General features: G+C 63.3%; 13 protein-coding genes, 1 pseudogene and 1 riboswitch. Of the genes and pseudogenes, 8 read left to right on the top strand and 6 right to left on the bottom strand.

Annotated elements, in window-relative coordinates; genetic code table 11:
• The 4 genes and pseudogenes from B7G53_RS19945 to B7G53_RS19930 form a co-directional block, all read right to left on the bottom strand.
• Positions 1 to 288 (bottom strand): annotated as a pseudogene (locus B7G53_RS19945) (RNA-binding protein); the annotation flags it as partial.
• Positions 289 to 560: 272 nt separating this feature from the next.
• Positions 561 to 1037 carry an RNA recognition motif domain-containing protein gene (locus B7G53_RS19940; protein WP_096670981.1) on the bottom strand — a complete coding sequence of 159 codons (477 nt, stop codon included), beginning with the start codon at positions 1035 to 1037 and terminating at the stop codon, positions 561 to 563.
• Positions 1038 to 1543: 506 nt separating this feature from the next.
• Entirely contained in the window at positions 1544 to 1789 is a 246-nt protein-coding gene (locus B7G53_RS19935; RefSeq protein WP_096670983.1) for a zf-HC2 domain-containing protein, read from the bottom strand.
• A gap of 9 nt (positions 1790 to 1798) precedes the next feature.
• Positions 1799 to 2365, bottom strand: coding sequence for a sigma-70 family RNA polymerase sigma factor (locus B7G53_RS19930; RefSeq protein WP_096670979.1), 567 nt, complete (start codon positions 2363 to 2365; stop codon positions 1799 to 1801).
• A gap of 239 nt (positions 2366 to 2604) precedes the next feature.
• Here B7G53_RS19930 and B7G53_RS19925 point away from each other — a divergent pair, with 239 nt between their 5' ends.
• The 5 genes from B7G53_RS19925 to B7G53_RS19905 all read left to right on the top strand — a co-directional run bounded on the left by B7G53_RS19925 (position 2605) and on the right by B7G53_RS19905 (position 5795).
• Positions 2605 to 3102, top strand: coding sequence for a TlpA family protein disulfide reductase (locus B7G53_RS19925; RefSeq protein ID WP_096670977.1), 498 nt, complete (start codon positions 2605 to 2607; stop codon positions 3100 to 3102).
• A 137-nt stretch (positions 3103 to 3239) separates the two neighbouring features.
• Positions 3240 to 3545: a BufA1 family periplasmic bufferin-type metallophore gene (locus B7G53_RS19920; protein ID WP_096670975.1), complete on the top strand. Its 306-nt coding sequence runs from the start codon at positions 3240 to 3242 to the stop codon at positions 3543 to 3545.
• Between the two features lie 65 nt (positions 3546 to 3610).
• A complete protein-coding gene (bufB, locus tag B7G53_RS19915) occupies positions 3611 to 4498 on the top strand; it encodes an MNIO family bufferin maturase (RefSeq protein ID WP_255250103.1) in 888 nt (295 codons plus the stop codon).
• Positions 4495 to 5322 carry an HvfC/BufC N-terminal domain-containing protein gene (locus tag B7G53_RS19910; protein ID WP_096670971.1) on the top strand — a complete coding sequence of 276 codons (828 nt, stop codon included), beginning with the start codon at positions 4495 to 4497 and terminating at the stop codon, positions 5320 to 5322. Before bufB ends, B7G53_RS19910 begins: the two co-directional genes overlap by 4 nt.
• On the top strand, positions 5322 to 5795 hold the full coding sequence (locus B7G53_RS19905) for a DoxX family protein (RefSeq protein ID WP_255250102.1): 474 nt from the start codon (positions 5322 to 5324) through the stop codon (positions 5793 to 5795). The genes B7G53_RS19910 and B7G53_RS19905 overlap by 1 nt, the downstream gene beginning before the upstream one ends.
• A gap of 94 nt (positions 5796 to 5889) precedes the next feature.
• Here B7G53_RS19905 and B7G53_RS19900 read toward each other — a convergent pair whose 3' ends face one another.
• Positions 5890 to 7092 (bottom strand): ammonium transporter, encoded by a 1203-nt coding sequence (locus B7G53_RS19900; protein WP_096670967.1) that lies wholly within the window; start codon positions 7090 to 7092, stop codon positions 5890 to 5892.
• Positions 7093 to 7245: 153 nt separating this feature from the next.
• Positions 7246 to 7448, top strand: a riboswitch (yybP-ykoY riboswitch).
• Between the two features lies 1 nt (position 7449).
• On the opposite strand from B7G53_RS19900, the gene B7G53_RS19895 reads away from it, so the two are divergent.
• On the top strand, positions 7450 to 8016 hold the full coding sequence (locus tag B7G53_RS19895; RefSeq protein ID WP_096670965.1) for a TMEM165/GDT1 family protein: 567 nt from the start codon (positions 7450 to 7452) through the stop codon (positions 8014 to 8016).
• A 6-nt stretch (positions 8017 to 8022) separates the two neighbouring features.
• Here the strand turns inward: B7G53_RS19895 and B7G53_RS19890 are convergent, their stop codons facing one another.
• The gene (locus tag B7G53_RS19890) at positions 8023 to 8847 is read right to left on the bottom strand and encodes a formate/nitrite transporter family protein (protein WP_096670963.1); all 825 of its coding nucleotides are present in this window, start codon (positions 8845 to 8847) and stop codon (positions 8023 to 8025) included.
• A gap of 216 nt (positions 8848 to 9063) precedes the next feature.
• On the opposite strand from B7G53_RS19890, the gene metX reads away from it, so the two are divergent.
• On the top strand, positions 9064 to 10191 hold the full coding sequence (metX, locus tag B7G53_RS19885; protein ID WP_441339005.1) for a homoserine O-succinyltransferase MetX: 1128 nt from the start codon (positions 9064 to 9066) through the stop codon (positions 10189 to 10191).
• Positions 10185 to 10784 carry a methionine biosynthesis protein MetW gene (gene metW, locus B7G53_RS19880; RefSeq protein WP_096670959.1) on the top strand — a complete coding sequence of 200 codons (600 nt, stop codon included), beginning with the start codon at positions 10185 to 10187 and terminating at the stop codon, positions 10782 to 10784. The genes metX and metW overlap by 7 nt, the downstream gene beginning before the upstream one ends.
• Positions 10785 to 10883: the final 99 nt, after the last annotated feature.

The raw sequence follows: 10883 nt of genomic DNA, 5'->3' as shown, positions 1-10883 counted from the left end.
ACCGCCGCCGAAGCCGCCGCCGGTGCGTGGAGGACGAGCTTCCATCGGACGGGCTTCGTTGACGACAACGCTGCGACCGCCAAGAGGCTGGCCGTTCATGCCGGCAATGGCTGCCTGCGCTTCGGCATCGCTGCCCATTTCGACAAAGCCAAAGCCTTTGGAGCGACCGGTGTCGCGTTCCATCATGACTTTAGCGCTGGTGACAGCGCCAAACTGGCCGAAAGATTGTTGCAAGTCTTCGTCGCGGACTGAGTAAGGCAGATTGCCGACGTAAAGTTTGTTGCCCATGAAGGGACTCCTCTAAAACACAATAACAAAAGCGATGGGGTCCCGAAAGCACAACAAATCTTCAAACGTACCGCTGTAGCGCGCGAAACTGACCGATCACCTAACCTGTATGGATTTATACCCACACCCGTGCATTATGCGCCAGATATGAACAAAGCCAACAGAAATCCTGCAAAATCAGCGCCGTTTGCGACTGGCGGTAAGTGGTCCCATGAAAAAGGCTTCAGAACCGAGGTCTTGAAGCCTTTTCAAGCGGTCTCCAGGCTGGCGGCTTAGTAGCCGCCGCGTCCGCCACCGTTACCGCCGCCACCGCCGGAACGGCCACCGCCACCGTAGGGACTGCGGAAACCGCCGTCGTTGCCGCCACCACCGTAGCCGCCGCCGCCGGAACGGCCACCGCCACCACCGCCGCCGTAACCACCGCCGCCGCCGCCACCACCGTAGCCGCCGCCACCACCGCTACCGCCGCCGAAGCCGCCGCCGGTGCGTGGAGGACGAGCTTCCATCGGACGGGCTTCGTTGACGACAACGCTGCGACCGCCCAGAGGCTGGCCGTTCATGCCGGCAATGGCTGCCTGCGCTTCGGCATCGCTGCCCATTTCGACAAAGCCAAAGCCTTTGGAGCGACCGGTGTCGCGTTCCATCATGACTTTAGCGCTGGTGACAGCGCCGAACTGGCCGAAAGATTGTTGCAAGTCTTCGTCGCGGACTGAGTAAGGCAGATTGCCGACGTAAAGTTTGTTGCCCATGAAGGGACTCCTCTAAAACACATGATCAAAAAAGCACAATGACAAAAGCGATGGAGTCCCGAAAGCACAACAATCTTTCAACCTGCAGCTGTAGCGCGCGAAACTGACCGATCACCCGACGGGTGTGGATGCACATCCACACCCTTTATGTTATGCGGCCAGACCCGGGGAAGACAAGCGAATCTTGCCGTCGCCCGGCCGGGCAGACCCGCACCAACACTGGGCTGGCGGCCGGTTTTGCCCTGGCGCGGGAGCGCTGGCGTGCCCGCTGGCGATGCGATGCGTCGCAAACCGGGCTTCGGAAAATACAAGAGTGTTGATTTTCAAGAAGAAAACAGGAAGTTTGTGCCCACTTGTATTTTCTCGCTCAAGAGGGGGTGGGAAGAGCACCAGCGGTGGCGCCGGAAAACGAATTTTTACGCTGCTCACACAAATAGCTGGCTATTTTTCGAGAGAGCGCGGTGGCCGGGAACCTCGGTGGGCCGGGCGGCAGCGGCGTGCTGCCATCACTCGGGCCGCTGGAGGCCCTGGCTATCCGGGCCCTGCGCCTCGCCCGCATCATTGCGCCAGCGGCTCATGGCCAGTCGCATGGTGAGCAACTGGTTTTCAAATTGTGGGCAGGCCTTGCAGGCCAGCAGGTGCAGGCGCAGGGCAACGGTATCGGACAGGCGCAAGGCACGGTCCTCCCGTGCCACCAGCAAGGCTGCGGCCTGCCTGCAGGTGCGCATCAGGGGAAGGGCGGGGATGTTCATGACGGCCATTCAGTGAGTGTGTTGACCAAACCAGTGAATGGCCAGGCATTCGCGCAAACGCAGGCGGGCACGGTGAAGCTGAACATACAAATTGGTCGGCGTGAGCGAGAGTTCCTTACAGACTTCTTCACAGGACAGTTCCAGCCATTCGCGCATCAGGAACAGGCGGCCGAGCGCCGGGGGCAGCCGCTCGACGCAGGCATCCAGGACCTTGAAAAACTGGCTCTGCGCCAGGGTTTGCTGCGGATCACCCCAGTCACCGGGCGGGCGGGCGAAGTGACCGTCGGCCTGGAAGGCGAGCTTGTCCAGCTCATCGGCTTCGTCGTCGGCCCCGTTATCGGGAAGCGAGACCTCCCGGGCGTGGCTGCGGATCAGGTCGATGACCTTGTGCTTGAGAATGCCGACCAGCCAGGTCTTGAGCTGCGAACGGTTGCCAAACGATTGCGGCTTGGACAGTGCCGCCAGCAGCGTCTCCGACACGGCATCTTCGGCCCACGCATCGTTGCGCAGCTGCAGCCGCGCAAAACGCATGAGGTAGAGGCGGTGTTCAACCAGTTGCTCTTCAAAGGTGGCCATGGATGGCGAGTCTAGTCGCACGGCAGCGCGGGGGTGGCAAAAAAAGTGCAGAAATACCCGTAAGGATTCCAGCCAGTCGGCGACCAAGCCCTTGCAGTCCAAATCTGCTGCCACCACCCACCAAGGACACCATCATGGGTTTTGCCTGTCACGTTTCAACACCCATCGCCTCCCGCAGCGGCGCTCGTTCAGACCGGAGCTTCGCGGGCCTGGGTACGCTCGCCCTTATCGCTCTCGGGATGGTCACTCCCTCGCAGGCGCAAACACCGCCGACCTCCATGAAGGCGGAAAGCGCCGTCGCAGCGCGAGTGGCAGCAGCAGCGCCGCACATTGAAGGCAAAACGGTGGAGGGCAAGCCCTTCAGGCTGTCCTCGCTCAGGGGCAAGGTGGTGCTGGTGTTGTACTGGTCCACTGGCTGCGCGGTGTGCCGCGACAAGATGCCCGAGCTGCGGACCAACTACGAAGGCTGGGTCGGCAAACCCTTCGAGCTGGTGGCTGTGAGCACCGACACACGCATGCAGGACGTGCTGGACTATGAAGCCATCATCTCGCGCACGGTGTCGACCCGGCAGCGGTTTGTCCAGCTCTGGGCCGGCGACAGCAGCTACCGCGACAACCTGGGCCAACACGCGCAACTGCCTGCAGGATACCTGGTCGACAAGTCCGGAAAAATTGTTGAGCGTTACCGGGGCCGGATTCCGCCGGAGGCCTGGGACCGCATTGCCGACTTGCTGTAAGCCGCGAGCATTTTTTTGACAGTGAGAAAAATCCTGTAAGAACGCCGGCAGTCGCCGGACCAAGCTTTAACCAGACAGAGAAACAACACGGGTCTGGTTGGGATTTTTAACCTGTTCGAATCAACTGGAGATTTCAAATGAACCAACGCGCCCTGATTGCTGCAGCTGCAGCTTCCCTGCTGTCCACCATGCTGATGGCCACACCCGCTGTCGCCCAGGAAAAAGAAAAATGTTACGGCATCGCCAAGGCGGGCCAGAACGATTGCGCCAATCTGGCCGGTACCCATTCCTGTGCCGGCCAGTCCAAGCTCAGTGACGATGCCGGCGAATGGAAATACGTTGCTAAAGGCACTTGCGCCGGCATGAAAGGCATGACAGCTGACCAGGCGAAGATGAAAGGCAAAGCCATGATGGACAAGCCGATGATGGACAAGAAGAGCTGATGGCTTGCTGAATGTTCCCATCCGGGCGAAGCAGCCTGTTCCTGGACAGGCGTCGCCTTCTGGCTGTGACTGATTCCACTTTTTTCACCACGGGCATAGGCTGGCGGCATCCGCACTATGCCTGCCTGCTCGAGGCACAACCGGAACTGGACTTCCTGGAGGTCCATTCCGAAAACTTTTTTGCGCGCGGCGGCGCGGCGCTCGCTGTCCTGCATGAGGCCCGCCAGAGCTACCCGGTCAGCCTGCATGGCGTCGGGTTGGCACTGGGATCGGCCGCCGGGATTGATCCCTGGCACCTGGAGCAGCTTGCTGCGCTGGTCGAGCGCATCGAGCCGGTTCGCGTCTCGGACCATGCCTCGTTTGCGCGCGGACCATGGGGGGGCGCCACCGTGCATGCGGCAGATCTGCTGCCGCTTGCCTTTCACCGGCAGTCGCTGGATGTGTTGTGCGCCAATGTGCAGCAGGTGCAGGACCGGCTGAAGCGCCGCCTGCTGGTCGAAAACCTGTCCGCCTATGTACGCTTCAACACTTGCGACATGAGTGAAACCGGTTTTCTTTCGGCACTCGCCAGCCGCAGCGGCTGCGGCCTGCTGGTCGATGTCAACAATATTTATGTGAACGCATGCAACGAGCGCCTGGCGGGCAGCACGGAGGATCCGGTGCGCGCCTGCATGGCATGGCTGGACCAGATACCGCCGCACGCGGTGGCGGAGCTGCACCTCGCGGGGCACAAGGACTGCGGTGACATCGTCATCGATGACCACGGCAGCCGCGTGTGCGACGAAGTCTGGCAGCTTTACCGTCATGCACTGGCGCGTTTTGGCAAGGCGCCGGGCGGCCTGGCCACCCTCGTGGAGTGGGACACCGACATGCCGTCGCTGCAGGTATTGCTCGACGAAGCGGCCAGCGCCCGCGCGCTGCAAGCCCTGGCGGACAGCGCGGTGGCGGCATGAGGCCCGACAACTTCCAGCAGGAGCAGCAGGCCCTGCTGCAGCTGGTGCTGGGCGCGGCCGAGGGCGTCGCCCTGCCACCCTGGCTGTCTGCCGGGGATGCCACCCAGGCGCGGCGCGCGCAACGCGGCCTGCAAGCCTACCGCGCGAACGGCCAGGCGCTGGCGGAACGTGCACTGACCGCCGCCTACCCGGTGCTGGTGCAACTGGTCGGTGAGGAAAATTTCGCCGCGCTGGCGCGCCACTTCCGGGCCTTCCATCCGCCCCTTTGCGGCGACATGGCTTGCTGGGGGGACCTGCTTGGCGGCTTCATCGGGGCTTCCGCGCAGCTGGCCGATGACCCCTACCTCGCCGATGTCGCGCATCTGGAGTGGCGCATGCACCTGGCCGGCAGCGCGGCCGATGTGCCGCCCGATCCGGCGTCGTTTGCACGGCTGGCCACGGAGGATCCCGCGCGGATCACGTTCACCCTGGGCGCGGGCGTGGCCTTGCTGGCGAGCCCTTATCCGGTGGCCAGCATCGTCAATGCCCATCTCACGGGCAGCCCCAGTCTGCAACAGGCCGGGCAAAGGCTGGCGGAGGGCCGCGCTGAACACGTGCTGGTCTGGCGCCAGGGCTTGCGGCCCCGCGTGCGCGTGAGTACCGCGAACGAACACCGGCTGCTCGGGACGCTGATGGCCGGCCGGTCCCTGCTCCACGCCCTGGAGGCGCTGGATGATGCTCCGGACGCCGTGCCATTTGATTTCAATGCCTGGCTGGGCGAGGCGGTGCAGACCAGCCTGGCCATGGGCGTGCATTCGTTGCCAACCACCGAAGGAAACACATGATGACAAGTAATGGCCGCATGGCCTGGCTGGCACGCGGCCTGAATGCGTGGGGCGGGCTGACCCGGCCCCTCAATACACTGCAGCCGGCGGCGGCTTTGCTGGCGCGCCTGTACATCGCGCAGGTCTTTTTTCTGTCCGGCTTGACCAAGCTGCGCGACTGGGACACCACCGTGGCCCTGTTCACCGACGAGTACCACGTGCCCCTGCTGCCCCCGGCGGCGGCCGCTTTGCTGGGGACGGCGGGCGAACTGGTGCTGCCCGTGCTGCTGGTGCTGGGCCTGGCGGGCCGCTTCCCAGCGCTGGGTTTGTTCGTGGTCAATGCCGTCGCGGTGATCTCGCTCAGCGAGATCGCGCCGGCCGCCCTGCAGCAGCATGTGTTCTGGGGCACGCTGCTGGCGGGGCTGGCCATTTACGGTGGGGGGCCGTGGTCGCTGGACCGCTGGCTGGCGCCGACACTGCAGCGGGTTCGCTGAACTCCATAGGCCAAATCGGCCATCAGCCCAATAGGGGTGTGCGCAACCAGCTATAAATTCAGAAGCAAACGGTAGCAGGCCGCCAGCGTGGCCATCACCAGTTGACTTCCCGGTCGGGGGTGGCGCCGATGCGGTGGATCGACAGGTCGGCGCCCTCGTATTCTTCTTCCTGGCTCAGGCGCAGGCCCATGGTGGCCTTGATCAGGCCGTAGACCGCAAAACCCGCCAGCAGCGCCCAGCCCACGCCCATGACCGTGCCGATCAGTTGCGCGCCGAGGTGCACGCCGCCCAAGCCGCCCAGGGCCTTGCTGCCGAAGATGCCGGCGGCGATGCCGCCCCAGGCACCGCACAGGCCGTGCAGCGGCCAGACGCCCAGCACGTCGTCGATCTTCCAGCGGTTTTGCGTCAGCGTGAACATCAATACAAAGACCGCGCCGGCGATGCCGCCGGTGACCAGCGCGCCCAGCGGGTGCATCAGGTCCGAGCCTGCACACACGGCCACCAGCCCGGCCAGCGGGCCGTTGTGTACAAAACCGGGGTCGTTCTTGCCGAGCGCCAGCGCGACCAGCGTGCCGCCCACCATGGCCATCAGCGAGTTGACGGCCACCAGGCCCGAAATCTTGTCAATGGTCTGCGCACTCATGACGTTGAAGCCGAACCAGCCGACCGTCAGGATCCAGGCGCCCAGCGCGAGAAAAGGAATGCTGGACGGCGGATGCGCCGAAATCCCGCCATCCTTGCGGTAGCGGTTGCTGCGCGCGCCCAGCAGAATCACCGCCGGCAGGGCCAGCCAGCCGCCGACCGCATGAACCACGATGGAGCCGGCAAAGTCATGGAACTCGGAGCCGGTCAGGGCCTTGATCCAGGCCTGCACGCCGAAATGCTGGTTCCAGACGATGCCCTCGAAAAACGGATAGACAAAACCGACGATCACGGCGGTGGCCAGCAACTGCGGGTAAAACCGCGCCCGCTCCGCAATGCCGCCGGAGATGATGGCGGGGATGGCCGCGGCAAAGGTCAGCAAAAAGAAGAACTTGACGAGTTCATAGCCGTTTTTGGCGGCCAGCACTTCCGCGCCGACGAAAAAGCTGGTGCCATAGGCCACGCCGTAACCGACAACGAAGTACACGACGGTGGACACCGAGAAGTCCACCAGGATCTTGACCAGCGCATTGACCTGGTTCTTTTTGCGAACCGTGCCCAGTTCGAGAAATGCGAATCCGGCATGCATGGCCAAGACCATGATGCCCCCCAGCAGGATGAACAAGGCATCCGAGCCCTGTTTTAGTGCGTCCATAAGCCCCTCTTTGAATGTTTGAGCAGTTTTAGTGCGAAAGCAGGTTGTAAAAAGCAACAGCACCAAAAGCAAGCAAAAACTGCGCCAGAGAGGTGCGCACCAACTTGGGTGGCGCCGCCTCTCCATGGCGGGAAGGGACGCCCGCTACAATGGCGGCTTGTCATTGGGGAGTAGCCTCCCTCCCCCCTGCCGCCACGGCGGGGGCGAGAGGGGTTTGCGTCAACAGACTTGTCCGTCCCTGCCACAGGGACGACATGGCGCAAACGGTTCAGACTTGGCGAGACCTTTGACTGCACAGCCTCCGTTCAGGCCGGGGATGTCGTGCAGTCATGGGTTTTTTTCCGGCCGGAGTCTTTGATGGACGCTTTTCTCATTTCCACCGGTATCGTCGCCCTCGCCGAAATGGGCGACAAGACACAACTTCTTGCGCTGGTGCTGGCCGCGCGCTTTCGCAAACCCTGGCCCATCGTGGCGGGCATCTTCGTCGCCACCATCGCCAACCATGCGATGGCCGGTGCCTTGGGCGCCTGGTTGACCACCGTGATCAGTCCGCAGACCCTGCGCTGGATCCTCGGGGTGTCCTTCCTCGCCATGGCGGGCTGGATGCTGATTCCGGACAAGCTCGACGACGACGCGGCCGACGGGCGCCTGCCGCGTTTCGGCGTGTTCGGCACCACCGCGATGCTGTTTTTCCTGGCCGAGATGGGCGACAAGACGCAGATTGCGACGGTGATGCTGGCCGCCCGTTACGACGCCTGGTTCGGCGTGGTCGCCGGCACCACCCTGGGCATGATGCTGGCCAACGTTCCCGTGGTCTGGCTGGGCGCCAAGGTCACGAAGAAAGTGCCGCTCCGGGTGGTGCACCTGGTGTCCGCCTTGATTTTTGCCTTGCTGGGCGCCGCCGCCTTGCTCGGCTGGGGCTGAGGGCGCTCAGGGTGCCTTGGGGCCGCGCCGGTAGATCAGGTGGTAGCTCAGTCCGACCAGGACGCTGCCGCCCATCAGGTTGCCAGCAATGACCACAGCCAGGTTCAGGGCCATGCCGCCCCAGGTGAGCACGGTTTCGCCCGCAGGCACGCCACCCGACTGCTGAAGCAGCATGGCCAGTGGCATCAGGTACATGTTGGCGATGCTGTGTTCAAACCCTGCGGCAACAAAAGCACTGATGGGAAAAACAATGGCGACCGCCTTGTCCACGACGCTGCGCCCTGCCATCGCCATCCACACCGCCATGCACACCAGGACGTTGCACAGCACGCCGCGGAAAAACGCCTCCCAGACCGGCAAGTCCTGTTTGACCTGCGCGATTTTCACCACCGTGCGGCCAATGGCGCCACCGTTCATGTCGGTGTGACCGCTGGCGAAGACCAGCAGCGCGAGCCCGGCCGCGCCGGCAAAATTGGCCGCGCAGACCAGTACCCAGTTCCGCAGCACATCGGCGCTCGTGATCTTGCCGTCAGCCCAGGCCATGGCCAGCAGGTTGTTGCCGGTAAACAGCTCCGCCCCGGCCACCACCACCAGCACAAGGCCGAGGGAGAAGACCAGCCCGCCTACCAGCTGCGCCGCGGCAAAACCCAGGCCGGCATCGGATTTCACGATGACAAAAAAGAGGCTGCCCAGACCGATGAACGCCCCGGCCAGTACACCCAGCATCAGCAGCGGCAAGGTCGCCATTCGCGCCTTGGCCACACCCACGGTTTCAATGCGTTCGGCAATTTCGCGGGGGGCGTAGGCATCGGAGCCAAACAGTTCTGCCATGGGAGTTCCCGAATTGAGGGTGGTTGAGGGCCTGGTCGGACGCCTTGCATTTATACTAGCCCTCAGCGCCGATTTGCTCAGCTTGCGGGCGCTTAAAAAGTACGGCTAAAGACGAACATCCACGAACCCGGACTCGCTTTTAGCGATGCCGGGTTTTCTTTTTGTTCACTGTTTCTGTTGGGGCCTTCTGTTTTGCTAGTTGCCACACCACAGTCCATGCATTTCGCCGACGTTTTGCCATTGCAAAGCGGCGCGTCCATCCGTGCCTACGACCTGAGCTACGAGACCTACGGCTCGCTCAATGCCGACCGGTCCAATGCCGTGCTGATTTGCCATGCGCTGAACGCTTCGCACCATGTGGCAGGCGTCTACCTCGATGCGCAGGGCGCCGTGGTGCCGAAATCCGAGGGCTGGTGGGACACCATGATAGGCCCCGGCAAACCGGTGGACACCAATGTGTTTTTTGTCATTGGCGTGAACAACCTGGGCTCCTGCTTCGGATCGACCGGGCCCATGCAGCGCAACCCCGACAGCGGCGAGATCTACGGCGCCGACTTTCCGGTGGTCACGGTGCAGGACTGGGTGCAGGCGCAGGCGCGCCTGCTCGACGCGCTGGGCATACAGACCCTGGCCGCGGTCATGGGTGGCAGCCTGGGCGGCATGCAGGCGCTGAGCTGGACACTGCAGTACCCCGACCGCGTGCGCCATGCGGTGGTGGTGGCCAGCGCGCCCAACCTGACCGCCGAAAACATCGCTTTCAACGAGGTGGCGCGGCGCGCCATCGTGACCGACCCGGACTTTCATGGCGGGCATTACGGCCGCCATGGCGTGTTGCCGCAGCGCGGCCTGCGCATCGCCCGCATGATCGGCCACATCACCTACCTCAGCGACGACGTGATGAACGAGAAGTTCGGGCGCCAGCTTCGTGAAGTCGCCATTGGCCATGCGAGCGGCTACAAATTTTCGACCCAGGACGTCGAGTTCCAGATCGAAAGTTACCTGCGTTACCAGGGCGACAAGTTCAGCGAGTACTTTGACGCCAACACCTATTTGCTGATCACGCGGGCGCTCGACTATTTCGATCCGGCGGCAGAGTACGGCGGCAAACTCACGCCGGCGCTGGCGCGGGCCCGGGCCAAATTCCTGCTCGTGAGCTTCAAGACCGACTGGCGGTTTTCGCCTGCGCGCAGCCGCGAAATCGTCAAGGCCCTGCTCGACAACCAGCGTGACGTGAGTTACGCCGAGATCGACGCGCCCCACGGCCATGATGCCTTTTTGCTCGACGACCCCCGCTACATGGGCGTGGTGCGCTCCTATTTCGAGAGCAAGGTGACGCCATGCTGAAGACCGCTCCGCGGCTGTCCGCCGACCAGCAAGTGATCGCCCGGCTGGTACCGGCCGGCGCACGCGTGCTGGACCTCGGTTGCGGCGACGGCGCCCTGCTCGACCACCTGATCCGCGAACGCGGCTGCACCGGTTATGGCGTGGAGATAGACGACGCCAACATCCAGGCCTGCGTGGCGCGCGGCGTCAACGTGATCCAGCTCAACCTCGACGAGGGCCTGGCCATGTTCGGCGACGCGAGTTTTGACGTGGTGCTGCAGATCGACACGCTGCAGCACCTGCGCAATGCCGAGGTCATGCTGCGCGAGACGGCGCGTGTGGGCCGCATCGGCATCGTGGCTTTTCCCAATTTTGGCCACTGGCCGAACCGGCTGGCGGTGCTGCGCGGCCGCATGCCGGTGACCAAGGTGCTGCCCTACCAGTGGTATGACACGCCCAATATTCGCGTCGGCACGCTGCAGGACTTCGAGGCCCTGGCGCTCAAGAACAAGCTGCAGATCCTCGACCAGTTCGGCCTGCAGGACGGCGAGGAAATCCGGTGGTGGCCGAATGCCCGCGCCAGTCGCGCGGTGTTCAAGATTCAGCGCGCCTGAGCGCTTCCAGTTGCGTGTCAACGCGCTTGGTGCTATGGTTAAGTCATCGGGATTTCAGCCTCCCGAATCTTCTCGAAGATAGACGGTGTCCCGTCCAAG

Origin of the sequence: Polaromonas sp. AET17H-212, assembly GCF_002379085.1 — a bacterium.
Taxonomy (GTDB): Bacteria; Pseudomonadota; Gammaproteobacteria; order Burkholderiales; family Burkholderiaceae_C; genus Polaromonas.
Note: the sequence above shows the minus strand (reverse complement) of the source record. Positions and strands in the feature narration are given on the sequence as shown.

Excerpts from the sequence above, each read along its gene's own strand:
- B7G53_RS19890 (WP_096670963.1), bottom strand. The coding sequence starts at position 8,847 with ATGGCAGAACTGTTTGGCTCCGATGCCTACGCCCCCCGCGAAATTGCC.
- B7G53_RS19935 (WP_096670983.1), bottom strand. The coding sequence starts at position 1,789 with ATGAACATCCCCGCCCTTCCCCTGATGCGCACCTGCAGGCAGGCCGCA.
- B7G53_RS19905 (WP_255250102.1), top strand. The coding sequence starts at position 5,322 with ATGACAAGTAATGGCCGCATGGCCTGGCTGGCACGCGGCCTGAATGCG.
- B7G53_RS19895 (WP_096670965.1), top strand. The coding sequence starts at position 7,450 with ATGGACGCTTTTCTCATTTCCACCGGTATCGTCGCCCTCGCCGAAATG.
- B7G53_RS19930 (WP_096670979.1), bottom strand. The coding sequence starts at position 2,365 with ATGGCCACCTTTGAAGAGCAACTGGTTGAACACCGCCTCTACCTCATG.
- metX (WP_441339005.1), top strand. The coding sequence starts at position 9,064 with ATGCATTTCGCCGACGTTTTGCCATTGCAAAGCGGCGCGTCCATCCGT.
- B7G53_RS19920 (WP_096670975.1), top strand. The coding sequence starts at position 3,240 with ATGAACCAACGCGCCCTGATTGCTGCAGCTGCAGCTTCCCTGCTGTCC.
- B7G53_RS19925 (WP_096670977.1), top strand. The coding sequence starts at position 2,605 with ATGGTCACTCCCTCGCAGGCGCAAACACCGCCGACCTCCATGAAGGCG.
- B7G53_RS19910 (WP_096670971.1), top strand. The coding sequence starts at position 4,495 with ATGAGGCCCGACAACTTCCAGCAGGAGCAGCAGGCCCTGCTGCAGCTG.
- metW (WP_096670959.1), top strand. The coding sequence starts at position 10,185 with ATGCTGAAGACCGCTCCGCGGCTGTCCGCCGACCAGCAAGTGATCGCC.
- B7G53_RS19900 (WP_096670967.1), bottom strand. The coding sequence starts at position 7,092 with ATGGACGCACTAAAACAGGGCTCGGATGCCTTGTTCATCCTGCTGGGG.
- B7G53_RS19940 (WP_096670981.1), bottom strand. The coding sequence starts at position 1,037 with ATGGGCAACAAACTTTACGTCGGCAATCTGCCTTACTCAGTCCGCGAC.